Below are 15622 nucleotides of genomic sequence, written 5' to 3' on the forward strand. Positions count from 1 at the left end.
TTCTTATATTATGAAGGATATTGATAGAAAAAGAAAATAGGGTTGTCCCGAAAGATGATGAAATCTTCCGAGTCAACCCCTGGTGTTATTCAATGAGACCCGCCAGTCTATTCATCAGAATAAACGGCTTTGGCATCTCTTTCTTTCATAGATAGCTGACCGGCATGAATTTCTTCAAGGGCCTTACCTACGAATTTATGAGAATCATAACGGTTCAAACGGTAATCCCCCGTGTCTTGCAGGTTTCTTGCACGCTTAGCCGCAATACTGACTAACGAATATTTTGAATCAATCTTCTTCATTAATGAATCAATGGATGGGTTTAACATTTATTCAGCCTCCAGCATATTTAAGTATCGTTGTTGCACTCGTTCCCGTTTGCAGTGTTCTGCCTGAACAATGGATTTAATCTTATCTACCGCATGTTCAATCTGGTCATTTTCAACAATGTAATCGTATAAATTCATCATTTCGATTTCTTTTCTTGCTGTATTCATCCTGCCCCTGATTAAATCATCTGTCTCTGTACCTCTTGTCACAAGGCGGTTCTGGAGTTCAGAAAGACTGGGGGGTGCCAGAAAGATGAATAAACCTTCGGGGAACTTATCCCTGACCTGTTGAGCACCTTGTACTTCGATTTCAAGGAAGACATCCCTTCCTGCATCCAGTGTTTCCCGGACATAATCTACAGGGGTTCCATAATAGTTCCCTACAAATTCTGCATACTCCAACAGTTTCCCCTGCTCAATCAGCACTTCGAAATCCTCTCTTGATTTAAAGAAATAATCTACACCATCCACTTCTCCTTCACGGGGTTTCCGCGTGGTCATGGAGATGGAATATTCAAATCTTGTATCTTCCTGGGAAAAAATCGCTTTACGAACTGTCCCTTTCCCTACACCTGATGGTCCGGAAAGAACGATCAGCAATCCTTTTTCTTTCATTTATTTACCCTGCCCTTCTTCTACTAAATCCTCTTTATCTGTCAAACGATGAGCAACGGTTTCGGGTTGAACAGCTGAAAGAATAACGTGATCGCTATCCGTAATGATGACCGCTCTTGTTCTTCTTCCGTATGTAGCATCAACGAGTGTTCCCCGGTCCCTTGCATCTTGTATCAAGCGTTTGATCGGGGCTGATTCCGGACTTACGATTGAAATAATCCGGTTGGCTGAAACGATATTTCCAAATCCTATATTGATGAGCTTGATCGACATAACGCTCCTCCTAATCAATAGTTTAGTTTCGCCTGAATGATAGGAAACTAAACTTCTTATTCTACATTTTGCACCTGTTCCCTCAGCTTCTCAAGTGTTGACTTCAGTTCCACAACGATGGTGGCAATGAGGGAATCATTTGCTTTCGAACCAATCGTATTCACTTCCCTGTTCATTTCCTGGATCATGAAATCCAGTTTCCTGCCTACAGGACCACAATCGATTAATGTGGAGTGAAAGTACTGAATATGACTTTTAAGTCTTGTCAATTCTTCCGTTATGTCAGACTTATCGGCAAAGATGGCCACTTCCGTAAGCAAACGGCTTTCATCGAAAGATGTTTCGTTGTATTCAGCAATCTTCTTTCTTAATCGTTCTCTATATTGATCGACCACTTCAGGAGCATGACTGGACAGTTCAGTGATATTTTTTTCAAACTGACTAAGATGAATGAGAAAATCTTTCTTGAGAAGTTCCCCTTCTTTCTCCCGCATCTTTCTAAGGTCCATCGCTGCTTCATCCACAGCTTTTAATACCAGATTCTCAAGCTCTTCATTTTCTTCTTCCATCTCTTCAATCATGATGAATTCTTCTCTGTTCAAGAGATGTGATAATTGCACTTCATCTTTTAAGGAGTAGGTTTCCTTCACTTTATTTACTAACTGATAATAATCTTGAATGAGCTTCCAGTCAATATGAAGATTTTTATGCACAAGGCCGTCCCCTGTGATGGTAATGAAAATATCAACTTTTCCCCTTTTGACATTTTGGGATACTTGCTTCTTGATTTTATCCTCTAGCTTCAATAATTGTCGCGGCATTCTTATGTAACATTCATTGAATCTGTGATTCACGGATTTCATTTCAACCGTTACAGAATGTTGTTCAGAGTCTGATTTGCTTCTTCCAAAGCCTGTCATACTGACAACCATTACGATCACATCCAATCCTTTGACGATATTCGTATGTAAGATAACCGAATTCACTTTCATCTCGTGTTGATAGATTGAGAAGGGAAGCCCTCATATATGTACAACATATCTCTTTATATAAAAAAGGTAATAGAGGATTTTCTCTATTACCTTTTGGATTATACCACATTTCACTGTTTTTTTCTTGCAAAAAATGACCCTGCCAGTAAAAAGGTTGGAACGGAGCTTAAACCAATGATCAAGAGCCAATCTTTAAATACAATCGGTACTGTATGGAAGATCGGTTGCAGGGAAGGGATATAGATGACTAAGAGCATTAATATGAGTGAAGATAATACAGCAAAAACGAGGTACATGTTCCCAAACGGATTTCTTGAAAACACCGATACTTCACTTCGGCAGTCGAACACATGGATCAGTTGTGCCATGACCAATGTAGCGAATGCGACGGTTTGGGCATACGCCAGGTGATCCGGATGTGTCTTATACGACAGCATGAACGCAAGCAGCGTCGCCCCGCCGATCAAGAATCCCCTGGAGACCACTTTCCACCCGAGCCCCCTTGCAAACACGCCTTCCTTTGGATGTCTCGGCTTTCTTCTCATGACATCATCCTCAGGCTTATCAAGACCAAGTGCCATGGCAGGGAGGCCATCTGTCACCAGGTTCACCCATAAGATCTGAATCGGTACCAATGGAAGCGGCAGAGCCAGAATCATGGCAAATAACATGACAAGGATTTCACCGACGTTCGAAGCTAACAGATACCGAATGAACTTGCGGATATTTTCATAGATGTTCCTCCCTTCCTGAATGGCTGATTTAATCGTAGCGAAGTTATCATCCAACAGGACTAACGAAGAAGATTCCTTTGATACGTCCGTGCCTGTAATCCCCATGGCGACTCCAATATCCGAGGATTTAATGGCAGGTGCATCGTTGACCCCATCGCCTGTCATTGCCACGACATGCCCTCGGTTTTGCAGGGCTTTGACGATTTTCAGCTTATGCTCGGGTGATACACGTGCAAACACTGACACTTCATCCACTATTTCTTCCAGTTCATGCACTTCCATTACGTTTAATTCTTTTCCATCCATGACGCGGTCTTTATTTTTCAAGATGCCCAGCTGTTTGGCAATGGCTTTCGCCGTCAGAACATGGTCCCCGGTGATCATGACCGTCCTGATTCCGGCAGCACGACACTCTTTCACCGCCTGCTTCACCTCAGGTCTCGGAGGGTCGATCATCCCTTGTAAACCGATGAAGGTAACCCCTTCTTCCACGTCCTCTTCCACCAACGCTTCAACAGCCCGATCCTTGATCGGTTTATACGCAATCGCAATGTTTCGTAAAGCGTTGGATGACATTTCACTGATGGCACCTTCTACTTTTTCGGTGACCTCTGGTGATTTCGGTTGAAGTCTTCCCTCCCACAGGATCGATTCGCTTTTCCCGACCAATACGTCAGGAGCACCTTTTGTGACGGAGAAATGCTTTCCATTCTGGTCGGCCACGATGATACTCATCATCTTCCTTGTGGAATCAAAAGGGAATTCTTTGACAATCGTGAATTTTTTCTGCAATGATTCCCTGGAAAGTCCGGCCTTTAACCCTGCTACTAGGAGAGCCCCTTCCGTGGGGTCACCATCGACGATAAAGGTTTTTTCGCGGGTTACAAGCTCTGCATGATTGCACAGCATCCCGAAGGTCAACAGCTGCTGCAGTGCATTTTCACTGTGAGGCGTCACCCTTTTTTCCCCGGTATAAAATTGACCGTCCGGTTCATAGCCGGTGCCGGTGACGGTCCAGGTCCTTCCACCACTCCACAGATGTGTGACCGTCATCTTGTTCTGGGTCAAGGTTCCGGTTTTATCCGAACAAATCACCGATGCACAGCCTAATGTTTCCACTGCCGGCAGCTTTCGGACGATGGCTTTCTTCTTGATCATCCTTTGCACACCAAGGGAAAGGGCAACCGTCACAATGGCAGGCAAACCTTCAGGTATGGCTGCTACGGCCAATGAAACCCCGGCTAAGAACATCGTATACATATCATGGCCCTGGATCACGCCGATTCCTACCACCAATCCCGTCAGTACAAGCGCAACCGTAATGAGGATTTTCCCTAACTCTTCCAGTCTTCTCTGAAGAGGGGTGGTCATGGTTTCTGCGTTTTGGATCATATCGGCGATTTGCCCCATTGCCGTTTTCATACCAATCGAAGTCACGACACCAATTCCATTTCCCCTCGTGACCATCGTCCCCATAAATGCCATGTTTTCTAAGTCCCCGAGACTCATATTTTCTCCATTTACAGGGTTTGTGGATTTAGTGACGGGTAATGACTCCCCGGTCAGGGCGGATTCTTCTATTTCAAGATTATTGGCTTCTATGAGACGTACATCCGCCCCGATCCGGTCTCCACTTGCAAAGCGGATGACATCCCCGATGATGACCTCCTTAGAAACGATTTTCACCCACTTTCCGTCCCTTAACACTGAAACCTGGGGTGCAGAGAGCTCCTTTAAAGCCTGAAGCGATCTCTCTGCTTTCCGCTCCTGGAAAAAGCCTAAAAAGCCGTTAATGAAGACAATGGCAATGATGGCGATGGCATCGATGTATTCACCAAGTAAACCTGAAATGAGCGTGGCTGCCAATAACACGAGAACCATGAAGTCCTTGAACTGACTGAAAAACAATAATAAAGCTGACTGCTTCTCAGCTTCTTCCAATTGATTATACCCGAATTGTTTCCGTCTGATTGCTACCTCTTCTGTTGAAAGCCCTTCTTGATAATTGGTATTTAATGACTGCTCTATGTCCTCTTGTCTCATCTCATGAAATTTCATGCAACCATGTCACTCTCCTCCTACGATACGAAAAGTTGTCCTTCTCATAGCATTCTTATTCAGACTCGTCCTAAAAAATGATATGATTTAAGTATGTTTTGCATTTTCCCTTCCAGGGAGATAAAATCGGTTACATTTGATCCACTTTTTAACCACTCCCCAGTCGGAAGAAATAAACTATACTGAAATCGCATGAAGCAGAGGATGTTATATATGTCATTTGATGGATTATTCACTAGAAACATGACGAAAGAATTGAATGAAAACCTATTACACGGACGCATTAACAAAATACATCAACCTTATAAAAATGAAATCATCATGGTCATCCGCGCAAATGGAAAGAACCATAAAGTGCTTTTATCCGCTCACCCAAGTTACTCACGTGTTCAATTAACCGCTGAGAATTATGACAATCCACCGGTCCCTCCGATGTTTTGTATGCTGCTGCGAAAACATCTAGAAGGGTCGATCATCGAAGGGATCAAGCAGATCGAACTGGATCGGATGATTGTATTCGAAGTGAAGGGCAGAAACGAAATCGGGGATATCTCTTATAAACAACTGATCATTGAAATAATGGGCCGGCACAGTAATATCATTCTGATCGATAAAGAACGAAATATGATTCTTGACAGCATCAAGCATATTTCACCGAGCATGAATACGCATCGTACTGTATTGCCTGGCCATACCTATGTGTTACCGCCTCAACAGGATAAATTCGATCCACTTGAAGCAGAGACGGTAGATGTTTTACGTGCCCTTGATTTCAATTCGGGCAAGCTTGATAAACAGATCGTCCAATCATTCGCCGGTATCTCACCGCTTTACGCGAAGGAAGTCGTACACCGTGCCGGAATCGGAAGCGGGGCAGCCATTGCCGAGTCATTCGTATCGTTGATTGCTCATGCCAAGAACTATGACACAACCCCGACCCTGATCACAGCAGGGAAGGAAACGTTCTACTGGATGGACCTTCAGCATCTTCAGGGTGAAAAACAAACATTCCCTTCCTTAAGTGAACTGCTTGACCGGTTCTTTTACCAGAAGGCTGCACGGGATCGCGTCAAGCAACAAGGAAATGACCTGGAGCGGTTCATTCGAAATGAAAGGGATAAGAATGTCAACAAAATCACGAAACTCGAGCAGACACTTGACGATGCACAACAGGCTGACCGCTATCAGCTGCTCGGTGAACTCCTTACTTCGAATCTATATGCTGTAGAGCGTGGTATGACGGAAGTCAGCGTTGTCAATTATTATGACGAAAATGGGGAAAGTATCACGATTCCATTAAACCCTCAAAAGTCGCCTTCCGATAACGCTCAGAATTATTTTTCACGTTATCAAAAAGCAAAGAATGCAATCAAGATCGTCCATGAACAAATTGAAAAAGCACGGGAAGAGATTGTGTATCTGGAACAGTTATTGCAACAATTAGAATCAGCTTCAACGAAAGATGTGGAGGAGATCAGGGAGGAACTTGAAGAAGAGGGTTACCTGAAGGTCCGCAAGCAGACAAAAAAGAAAAAGGCCAATCAGAAGCCCGTACTGGAACACTACACGTCAACTGACGGGACACAGATTCTCGTCGGTAAAAACAATAAACAAAACGACTACTTGACCAACCGTGTTGCAGGAAGGGATGAAGTCTGGCTTCATACGAAGGATATTCCCGGTTCTCACGTTGTCATCAAGAGTCCCAACCCAACTGATAAAACGATCAAGGAAGCGGCGAATATTGCCGCATACTTCAGTAAAGCCCGTGAATCAAGCTCCGTGCCCGTTGATTTTACCGAAGTCAAACAGGTCAAGAAACCTAAAGGTGCCAAACCCGGATTTGTCATTTATGAAGGACAGCAAACCGTTTACGTGACACCGGATCTGGATTTGGTCCGATCGTTAAAAGATTGATATAGTCAAGATGCACTTTCATTCAGTAATGATTTGACTGGATGAAAGTGTTCTTTTTTGGAAAAAATGAAAAAAAGCAACTCAAAAAACGAGTTGCTTTCCCCCTTACATCCCCCATGACTCAGGGTCTTTTCTCCAAAGCTTCAATTGTTCCAATTCACTTTCACGGATGATCTCATTTTGGACCGCTACCTCCAGTAAGCTTGAATAATCGGATAGGGCATAGGATGTGATTTTTTGTTCTTCAAGCATCTTTTTCCCTTTCTCCAATTCATATGTGAAGATAGCAGCCACCCCTAATACGTCACATCCCGCTTCTCTTAAGGCTTCAACTGCAGTTATACAGCTGCCCCCCGTTGAGATCAGGTCTTCGACGACGACGACCTTCTGTCCCGGTGCCGCGATCCCTTCAATCTGCTTTCCTTTTCCATGGGCTTTAGGCTTTGACCGGACATAACACATGGGAAGATTTAATTTCTCACTCACCCAGGCTGCATGTGGAATTCCCGCCGTTGCTGTCCCGGCGATCACTTCCGCTTCCGGAAAATGCTTTCGGATCAGCTCGGACAGTCCTCTAGAGATACTGTCCCGCACTGAAGGATACGACAGCGTCAGTCGATTATCACAATAAATCGGTGACTTTATGCCGGATGACCAAGTAAATGGCTCCGTCGGGTTTAAAAATACGGCTTCAATGTCGAGTAATTTCTTTGCGATTTCATGTTTCATTCTTTGCCCTCCCATTCATGTACGATCCGCTCATATGCAAGGACCGGGTTCGCAGCACCTGTAATACTTCTTCCAACGACTATGTAGGAAGAACCCAATTCTTTTGCCATTTGCGGTGTAGTGACTCTTTTTTGGTCTCCTACATGATCTTCTGCCAGCCTGATCCCCGGAGTGACCCGTAAAAAATCATTCCCGCAATGTTCTTTTATCAGGCGGGCTTCGTAGGGTGAACATACCACTCCATCGAGTCCCGCATGTTTCGCAAGAGTGGCATAATGCAGGACAGACTCATTGATGGTCGTATGGATAAGCTGTTCTTCCTGCATCTGTTCTTCCGTTGTCGAGGTCAGCTGTGTGACGGCAATCAGATTTGGGCGCTTATGATTGGAAGGAGTTCCAGCATGGAGACCCTCAAGCGCCTTTTCCATCATTATGCTGCCGCCAGCAGCATGAACGTTGATCAGCTCCAAATTGAATCCTGCAAGTCCTTTCATGGCTCCGTACACTGTATGAGGGATATCATGAAGCTTCAGGTCCAGGAAAATCCGATGATGTTTATTTAATATTTTCTCAATGATCGCCGGACCATTTTGAAGGTACAACTCCATACCGACCTTCACATTCAGACTTTCTGAAAATTGATCCAGGAAGGTTGAAGTCATCTCCCATGTCGGAAAATCAAGTGCTATGAACGGTGCTCGATTCATGTTTCCCCCAGCTCCTTCCGGTTAATTCGGATATATGTTCGACTCCGAGCTCCTCAAGTAGAGGCGGTAACTCATTTATGATCCGTTGACATACGAATGGATCAACGAAATTCGCCGTCCCGACTGCGATGGCACTGGCTCCGGCATAGAAGTATTCAATCACATCTTCTGCTGATTGTATTCCCCCCATCCCGATAATCGGAAGATCCACCTGCTGGCTCACTTCGTAAATCATTCTGATGGCAACCGGTTTGATGGCAGGGCCGGATAATCCTCCGGTCTTGTTCGCAAGAACCGGCTTCCCCGTCTTCATATCCAATCTCATCCCGAGGAGTGTATTGATCATGGTCAGCCCGTCCGCCCCTCCCGCTTCAGCAGCCTTGGCCATGTCGACGATATTGGAGACATTCGGTGAAAGTTTCACATACAGCGGAACCTGTGATACTTCTTTAACCTTCTCAGTCAATTCCTTAGCCACTTCAGGGATGGTCCCAAATGCGATTCCTCCCGTTTTGACATTGGGACAGGAGATATTGAGTTCAAGTGCAGTTACATTCTCAGCAGAAGAAATGACCCTTGCCACTTCCACATAATCTTCCACCTGGGAACCTGCCACGTTTGCAATGATCGGTACATCAAATTGTGAAAGCCATGGAAGTTCGTTTTCCATCACACCGGTGAGTCCGGGGTTTTGTAACCCGATTGCGTTCAGCATACCGCCGTTTGTTTCAGCAACCCTTGGAGTGGGATTTCCAAAGCGGGCCTCTTCTGTGGTCGCTTTGATCATGATCGCTCCAAGCTCGTTCAAATCATAAAACTGACTATATTCACGACCGAAACCAAAGCAGCCGGATGCCGGCATGACCGGGTTCTTTAATGACAAGCCCGGCAATTCGATTTGTAATGATTTCATAAAAGCACCACCCCTGCTGGAAATACCGGTCCGTCACTGCAAACCTTTACGTAGCTCGACCCTTCAGGATCATCCTGTTTATGACATACGCAGGCGAAACAAGCCCCGATTCCGCAACCCATCCGCTCCTCTAATGAGATGAAACCGCGTTTGCCCTCCAATTGCCTTTCAAGAGCTTTCAGCATGGGTGTCGGTCCACAGGAATAAAACACATCAAAGTCCGGCTTCTCTTCAGAGATGACATCTGTTACAAACCCAACACTACCAAGAGAGCCGTCGACAGTGGCAATATATGTGAGCCCAAGTTCCCCGAACTTATCTTCATAAAAGCTGACTGATTCATTTTGAAAACCAAGAATGTGCTTCACTTCCCAACCGTATTCTACAAGCTTCCTGGAAAGACCGTAGAGGGGAGGAACGCCAATCCCTCCACCTATTAACAGTGCGGTCTTCCTTTCGTCTTCCACGGAGAAACCATTACCCAGAGGTCCTAACACGTCGACCCTTTCACTACGATCCACCAGGGAAAGGAGTCGTGTCCCTTTTCCTTCAGCCCGGTAGATCAGAGTCATGGTATGTTGTTCAGGGTCGTGGGAGGCGATGGAAATCGGCCTTCTCAGTAAAGGGTCGATCCCCGTCCCCACTTTCACATGGACGAACTGGCCAGGGGCCTTTATTTCATCCACCAGATTCCCTTGCAGAACGAGTTCATAAATGTTTTCAGCTATCCGTTCATGAGAACGCACAACCATGTTTTCGTTAACGATCATTGATGAACCGCCTCTTTCACTTTCGGTAGTGAGTCAAGTGCCTCTGCTGAGAAAGTCATGGATTCAATCACTCTCAGGATGGCTTCTGCAGTGTCCAGTGACGTAAGACAAGGAATGCCGTTTTCGACCGACTCCCTTCGAATTCTGAATCCATCCCGGGCAGGCTGCTTTCCTTTTGTCAATGTATTGATGACAAGCTGGGTTTCACCGCTTTGGATGATATCCAATAATGTTGGACCGCTGGATCCGATCTTATCCACTTCGCGGACAGTAATACCTGCCTTGTCCAGATGCTCTGCCGTACCCTTCGTTGCAAGGATTTGATAGCCGATATCGATAAAGCGTTGTGCCAGGAGGACTGCTTCATCCTTGTCTTTATCTGCCACGGTCATGAGGACGGAGCCGTATTCCTTCATTTGCATTCCTGCAGCGACCATCCCCTTGTAAAGTGCCTTTTCCAAGGTCTGATCTTTCCCCATTACTTCTCCTGTAGATTTCATCTCAGGTCCGAGCGTAATGTCCACCCGTCTAAGTTTGGCAAAGGAGAATACCGGAACTTTGACGTACACACCCTGTTTTTCAGGAACCAATCCTGATTCATATCCTTGATCTTTCAGGGATATACCAAGGATGGACTTGGTTGCAATATTCGCCATGGGAACATTTGTGATTTTACTGATGAATGGCACTGTCCGGCTGGAACGGGGGTTCACTTCCAGGACGAATACTTCGCCTTTTGAGATGACATACTGGATGTTCAGTAATCCGATAATGTTCAATCCTTTTGCCAGTCTCGTCGTATAATCGATAATGGTTTGTTTCTGGTCCTGCGTGAGTTGCTGTGGAGGATATACCGCGATGGAATCCCCTGAATGGACTCCCGCACGTTCGATATGCTCCATAATTCCCGGGATGACAACGTCTGATCCGTCAGAGATGGCATCCACCTCGATTTCCTTGCCAATCAGATAACGATCGATTAAGACCGGGTGCTGTGGATTGACCTTTACAGCATTTTTCATGTATTGAAGAAGCTCTTTTTCCCTGTAAACAATCTCCATTGCCCGTCCTCCGAGTACGTACGAAGGTCTTACCAGAACCGGATAACCGATGCTTTTTGCTATTTCAAGTGCCCCTTCTACGGAAACTGCCGTTTTGCCTTCCGGTTGAGGGATGCCGAGTTGGTTCAGAGTATACTCAAATTTATCGCGGTTCTCTGCGCGATCGAGATCCTCAAGTGAAGTACCCAGAATCTTGACGCCTCTTTTCACCAGCTCATCTGCGAGATTGATGGCCGTTTGTCCACCAAACTGGACGACGACTCCCTTTGGTTTTTCTAGATCGATGATGTGCATGACATCTTCCACCGTCAGTGGCTCGAAATATAATTTGTCCGAGATACTGAAGTCGGTCGAGACCGTTTCCGGATTGTTATTCACGATAATGGCTTCATAACCTGCTTCTTTGATGGCCCAAACCGAGTGAACGGTCGCATAATCAAACTCCACTCCCTGCCCGATCCTGATTGGTCCCGAACCGAGGACGATGACACTTTCACGTTCTGTGACCCTTGATTCATTTTCATCTTCATATGTGCCGTAGAAGTAAGGAGTTTCAGATTCGAACTCTGCTGCACAGGTATCTACCATTTTATATACTGGGAAAAGGTCATTTTCTTTTCTCCAGGTATACACATTTGCTTCCGAGCTCTCCCATAACCTTGCCATGGTGATATCCGAGAAGCCCATGCGCTTCGCTTTTTCTCCAAGCTCAAAGTTGAAGGGGTTCGATGCCAGTTCTTTTTCAAACTCTATGATTCTATTCATTTTATATAAGAAGAAGAGGTCGATCTTGCTCCATTCATGTATGGTCTCGATTGTAACTCCCCTTCTAAGAGCTTCTCCGATATAGAAGAGACGCTCATCCCCTGCTTTTCTGATCCTTTTCTCAATCCACTCGTCTGTAAATTGATCCGCATCACTTAATTCCATATGATACGTATTGCTTTCAAGGGAGCGGATCGCTTTCAGTAGTGATTCTTCGAAGGTCCGGCCGATCGCCATCACTTCTCCAGTTGCTTTCATTTGAGTACCAAGGTTTCGTTTGGCCGCTTCGAATTTATCAAATGGCCATCTTGGGATCTTCGTCACAACATAATCCAGTGCGGGTTCGAACGAGGCATACGTTTTACCCGTCACAGGGTTCATCATTTCATCCAATGTCAGGCCGACGGCGATCTTCGCTGCAAGCTTTGCAATCGGGTAGCCGGTCGCTTTGGATGCCAGGGCAGATGAACGGCTCACCCTGGGATTTACTTCTATGATGTAATACTGGAAGCTGTCAGGGTCCAGTGCCAGCTGAACATTACAGCCTCCCTCGATTCCCAGCTCTCGGATGATACGTAAACTTGTATTCCGGAGCATTTGATATTCGCGGTCACTTAATGTTTGACTTGGCGCTACCACGATGGAGTCTCCCGTATGGATCCCCACTGGATCTATGTTCTCCATATTACATACCACGATGGCGTTGTCGGCTGCATCGCGCATCACTTCATATTCTATCTCTTTGAAGCCTGCAATACTTTTCTCCAGAAGGCATTGTGTTACAGGGCTGTATTTCAGGCCTGAACTTACAATCTCCACCAATTCATCTTCGTTGTGACAGATTCCCCCTCCGGTTCCACCTAATGTGTAGGCTGGACGGACAATGACCGGATACCCGATTTCATTCACAAATTGATAGGCTTCATCCAGGGAATGGATGATTTCACTTTCCGGAACCGGTTCTCCCATTTCATTCATCAAGTTTCTGAACAAATCACGGTCTTCCGCTTTCTCGATGGCAGAAAGCTTCGTCCCGAGAATTTCTACTCCGCATTCTTCCAAGACCCCCGACTGGGCAAGTTCAACAGCCATGTTCAATCCCGTTTGCCCACCTAATGTCGGCAGCAGCGCATCCGGACGTTCTTTACGGATGATCCTGCTGACGAATTCAAGTGTCAATGGTTCGATGTATACTTTATCTGCCATTTCAGCGTCTGTCATAATCGTGGCAGGATTTGAGTTTACAAGGATGACCCTGTAGCCTTCCTCTTTCAATGCGATGCAGGCTTGTGTTCCGGCGTAATCGAATTCCGCCGCCTGTCCAATGATGATAGGTCCGCTTCCGATAACCAAGATGCTTTTAATGTCTGTACGTTTAGGCATGTTGAAGCTCCTTTCTTTTCTCTTCTTTCATCAATTGTAGGAAATCATCGAATAAGTAGTTGGAATCCTCGGGTCCCGGTGATGCTTCAGGGTGATACTGCACCGTAAAGGCCGGAAAGTCCAAATGTTTCAATCCTTCTACCGTTCCATCATTTATGGCCAGGTGAGTGACCTGTAATCTTGACCCGGCTAAAGACTTTTCATCGACTGCATAGCCATGGTTCTGGGAAGTCAGTGCAACCTTTCCGGATTTTAAATCTTTGACCGGATGGTTGCCTCCACGATGTCCGAATTTCATTTTGAAAGAGTCCCCTCCACACGCCAGGGCAAATAATTGATGTCCGAGGCAGATACCAAAAAGTGGAATTTCACCAAGCAATTCCTTGATCGTTTCAATCGCCTGGGGTACATCTTTCGGATCCCCCGGCCCATTCGATAACATGATCCCGTCAGGCTGCAGGCGTCTGATTTCTTCCGCTGTAGTATCATAAGGAACCACTATTACATCACAATCACGCTTGTTCAATTCCCTTAGGATCCCGTGCTTCATCCCGAAATCCATCAACACCACGCGGTAACCTCTTCCAGGGCTTGCATAGGCAGTCTTCGTGGAAACCTGCATGACCTGATCTGTTCGTAAATCGGTACCATGCAGCTTATCAAGCATTGCCCCGGAATCGATTTCAGCTGAACAAATGATGCCTTTCATGGCTCCATGCTTCCTGATGATCCTGGTTAACTTTCTCGTATCGATTCCTGAAATACCAGGAATCCCTTTTATTTTTAATAATTCATCCAATGTTGTTTCATTTCTCCAGTTAGAAGGGAAGTCCGCCACTTCTCTCACAATGAACGCTTTGATTGCCGGGGTGATCGATTCAAAATCGTCCCGGTTGATGCCGTAGTTCCCTACAAGGGGATACGTCAAGGTGACAAGCTGGCCGCAGTAGGATGGATCTGAAAGGATTTCCTGGTAGCCAGTCATGCTCGTGTTGAATACCACTTCACCTATACTTTCTTCATTTGCACCGAATCCTTCTCCCACAAAAACCGTTCCATCGTCTAAAATGAGTTGTCTTTTCATTGTTCGTTTCCTCCTTCATTCCATACAAGAGATCCCTGATAAAAAGTTGCTTTCGGCCATCCTTTGCATTCCCATCCTATGAATGGCGTGTTTTTCCCTTTGGACAAAAATCCAGACGGGTCGATTTCTTTTTGTTCATGCAAATCGATGAGCGTAAAGTCCGCTTCTCCTCCTACTTCAAGTAGTCCAAACGGAAGATGAAATGCTTCACTTGGTTTGATGGTCATCCAGTCAATAAGCTCTTTCAGAGTAAAGGTCCCTTTTTCCACAAAGTTTGTATAAAGCAGCGGAAAGGCGGTTTCCAACCCGACGATTCCGAACGGAGAGAGCAGCATCCCTTCCGACTTTTCGGCTTCCGTATGGGGAGCATGGTCGGTGGCGATGAAATCGATCGTTCCATCCAGCAGCCCCTCTATGAGAGCCTGTCGATCCTCTTTACTCCTAAGAGGAGGATTCATTTTGAAATTGGGATCAAGCCCTGGGATATCGTCTTCACAGAGCAAAAGATGATGGGGTGTCACCTCAGCCGTCACATTGATACCGGCTTTTTTCGCATCCCTGACCACCCGGACAGATTCTTTTGTCGATATATGGCAGACGTGGTAGTGTACACTGGCTGCTTCAGCTAAAAGCACATCCCTGGATATATGTACAGCTTCACAGATGGAAGGAATGCCTGGCAGGTTATGCTCTTTGGAGAATGTCCCATCATGGACCGCTCCTCCATAAATCAAGGTATTCTCTTCACAATGGGCGACAATGGAGGCATCGATTCCAGCTGCCATCTTCATGGCTTGATACATCATGTCAGCTGATTGTACCCCTACACCGTCATCTGTGAATGCAAATGCCCCGTTTTCTTTTAATGATGGTAAGTCATTAAGCCTATCCCCGATTTGTCTTTCCGTGATGGCCGCATATGGTAACACGCGAACACTCGCTGTTTCAGAGATCTTCTGATTAAGGGACTGAAGATTTTCCACTGAGTCGGGTACAGGTCTTGTATTGGGCATTGCCGCGATGGTGGTGAAACCACCTTTTGCAGCTGATTTCGTTCCCGTTTCAATGGTTTCCTTATGTTCGCCGCCCGGTTCTCTCAGATGGACATGCAGATCGACAAAGCCTGGTGAAATTACTAATCCTTCCGTTTGAAACTCCTCGTGGTCTTCCCCTTTCAGCTCTGAACCGATCTCGATGATCTTCTTATCTTCCACCTTTACATCCACAGTCTCAAGATCACCATTCTTAGTTACAATTCGTGCATTACGGATTAACCAATTCATTTCAAATTC

General features: G+C 45.7%; 13 protein-coding genes. 1 reads left to right on the forward strand and 12 read right to left on the reverse strand.

All coding sequences use genetic code 11. From position 1 onward, the window contains the following. Positions 1-107: 107 nt before the first annotated feature. The 5 genes from rpoZ to ATG71_RS17770 all read right to left on the reverse strand — a co-directional run bounded on the left by rpoZ (position 108) and on the right by ATG71_RS17770 (position 5001). Entirely contained in the window at positions 108-329 is a 222-nt protein-coding gene (gene rpoZ, locus ATG71_RS17750; protein WP_034755771.1) for a DNA-directed RNA polymerase subunit omega, read from the reverse strand. After that, positions 330-944 carry a guanylate kinase gene (gene gmk / locus ATG71_RS17755; protein ID WP_034755774.1) on the reverse strand — a complete coding sequence of 205 codons (615 nt, stop codon included), beginning with the start codon at positions 942-944 and terminating at the stop codon, positions 330-332. Beyond that, a complete protein-coding gene (remA, locus tag ATG71_RS17760) occupies positions 945-1217 on the reverse strand; it encodes an extracellular matrix/biofilm regulator RemA (protein WP_034755776.1) in 273 nt (90 codons plus the stop codon). 56 nt (positions 1218-1273) lie between these two features. After that, entirely contained in the window at positions 1274-2149 is an 876-nt protein-coding gene (locus ATG71_RS17765) for a YicC/YloC family endoribonuclease (protein WP_098441891.1), read from the reverse strand. A 170-nt stretch (positions 2150-2319) separates the two neighbouring features. After that, positions 2320-5001, reverse strand: a complete 2682-nt coding sequence (locus tag ATG71_RS17770) for a cation-translocating P-type ATPase (protein ID WP_098440814.1) — start codon at positions 4999-5001, stop codon at positions 2320-2322. 213 nt (positions 5002-5214) lie between these two features. On the opposite strand from ATG71_RS17770, the gene ATG71_RS17775 reads away from it, so the two are divergent. Further along, positions 5215-6918 carry an Rqc2 family fibronectin-binding protein gene (locus tag ATG71_RS17775; RefSeq protein ID WP_098440815.1) on the forward strand — a complete coding sequence of 568 codons (1704 nt, stop codon included), beginning with the start codon at positions 5215-5217 and terminating at the stop codon, positions 6916-6918. Positions 6919-7023: 105 nt separating this feature from the next. On the opposite strand, the gene pyrE is transcribed toward ATG71_RS17775, so the two are convergent. The 7 genes from pyrE to ATG71_RS17810 are packed head-to-tail and all read right to left on the reverse strand — an operon-like array spanning position 7024 to position 15613. Further along, complete coding sequence (gene pyrE, locus ATG71_RS17780; protein ID WP_098440816.1) at positions 7024-7647, reverse strand: orotate phosphoribosyltransferase; 624 nt, start codon at positions 7645-7647, stop codon at positions 7024-7026. Continuing rightward, positions 7644-8354: an orotidine-5'-phosphate decarboxylase gene (gene pyrF, locus ATG71_RS17785; RefSeq protein WP_098440817.1), complete on the reverse strand. Its 711-nt coding sequence runs from the start codon at positions 8352-8354 to the stop codon at positions 7644-7646. Before pyrF ends, pyrE begins: the two co-directional genes overlap by 4 nt. Beyond that, positions 8326-9267: a dihydroorotate dehydrogenase gene (locus ATG71_RS17790; RefSeq protein WP_098440818.1), complete on the reverse strand. Its 942-nt coding sequence runs from the start codon at positions 9265-9267 to the stop codon at positions 8326-8328. The genes pyrF and ATG71_RS17790 overlap by 29 nt, the downstream gene beginning before the upstream one ends. After that, the gene (locus ATG71_RS17795; RefSeq protein ID WP_098440819.1) at positions 9264-10037 is read right to left on the reverse strand and encodes a dihydroorotate dehydrogenase electron transfer subunit; all 774 of its coding nucleotides are present in this window, start codon (positions 10035-10037) and stop codon (positions 9264-9266) included. Before ATG71_RS17795 ends, ATG71_RS17790 begins: the two co-directional genes overlap by 4 nt. Beyond that, a complete protein-coding gene (gene carB / locus ATG71_RS17800; protein WP_098440820.1) occupies positions 10034-13246 on the reverse strand; it encodes a carbamoyl-phosphate synthase large subunit in 3213 nt (1070 codons plus the stop codon). The genes ATG71_RS17795 and carB overlap by 4 nt, the downstream gene beginning before the upstream one ends. After that, positions 13239-14330, reverse strand: a complete 1092-nt coding sequence (locus ATG71_RS17805) for a carbamoyl phosphate synthase small subunit (protein WP_098440821.1) — start codon at positions 14328-14330, stop codon at positions 13239-13241. The genes carB and ATG71_RS17805 overlap by 8 nt, the downstream gene beginning before the upstream one ends. Continuing rightward, positions 14327-15613 (reverse strand): dihydroorotase, encoded by a 1287-nt coding sequence (locus tag ATG71_RS17810; RefSeq protein WP_098440822.1) that lies wholly within the window; start codon positions 15611-15613, stop codon positions 14327-14329. Before ATG71_RS17810 ends, ATG71_RS17805 begins: the two co-directional genes overlap by 4 nt. Positions 15614-15622: the final 9 nt, after the last annotated feature.

It is taken from the genome of Bacillus sp. es.034 (assembly GCF_002563655.1).
In the GTDB taxonomy this organism is placed as follows: Bacteria; Bacillota; Bacilli; order Bacillales; family Bacillaceae_B; genus Rossellomorea.

Bases quoted from the DNA above. Each gene is read 5' to 3' on its own strand.
- rpoZ (WP_034755771.1), bottom strand. From the start codon at position 329: ATGTTAAACCCATCCATTGATTCATTAATGAAGAAGATTGATTCAAAA.
- gmk (WP_034755774.1), bottom strand. From the start codon at position 944: ATGAAAGAAAAAGGATTGCTGATCGTTCTTTCCGGACCATCAGGTGTA.
- remA (WP_034755776.1), bottom strand. From the start codon at position 1,217: ATGTCGATCAAGCTCATCAATATAGGATTTGGAAATATCGTTTCAGCC.
- ATG71_RS17765 (WP_098441891.1), bottom strand. From the start codon at position 2,149: ATGGTTGTCAGTATGACAGGCTTTGGAAGAAGCAAATCAGACTCTGAA.
- ATG71_RS17770 (WP_098440814.1), bottom strand. From the start codon at position 5,001: ATGAAATTTCATGAGATGAGACAAGAGGACATAGAGCAGTCATTAAAT.
- ATG71_RS17775 (WP_098440815.1), top strand. From the start codon at position 5,215: ATGTCATTTGATGGATTATTCACTAGAAACATGACGAAAGAATTGAAT.
- pyrE (WP_098440816.1), bottom strand. From the start codon at position 7,647: ATGAAACATGAAATCGCAAAGAAATTACTCGACATTGAAGCCGTATTT.
- pyrF (WP_098440817.1), bottom strand. From the start codon at position 8,354: ATGAATCGAGCACCGTTCATAGCACTTGATTTTCCGACATGGGAGATG.
- ATG71_RS17790 (WP_098440818.1), bottom strand. From the start codon at position 9,267: ATGAAATCATTACAAATCGAATTGCCGGGCTTGTCATTAAAGAACCCG.
- ATG71_RS17795 (WP_098440819.1), bottom strand. From the start codon at position 10,037: ATGATCGTTAACGAAAACATGGTTGTGCGTTCTCATGAACGGATAGCT.
- carB (WP_098440820.1), bottom strand. From the start codon at position 13,246: ATGCCTAAACGTACAGACATTAAAAGCATCTTGGTTATCGGAAGCGGA.
- ATG71_RS17805 (WP_098440821.1), bottom strand. From the start codon at position 14,330: ATGAAAAGACAACTCATTTTAGACGATGGAACGGTTTTTGTGGGAGAA.
- ATG71_RS17810 (WP_098440822.1), bottom strand. From the start codon at position 15,613: ATGAATTGGTTAATCCGTAATGCACGAATTGTAACTAAGAATGGTGAT.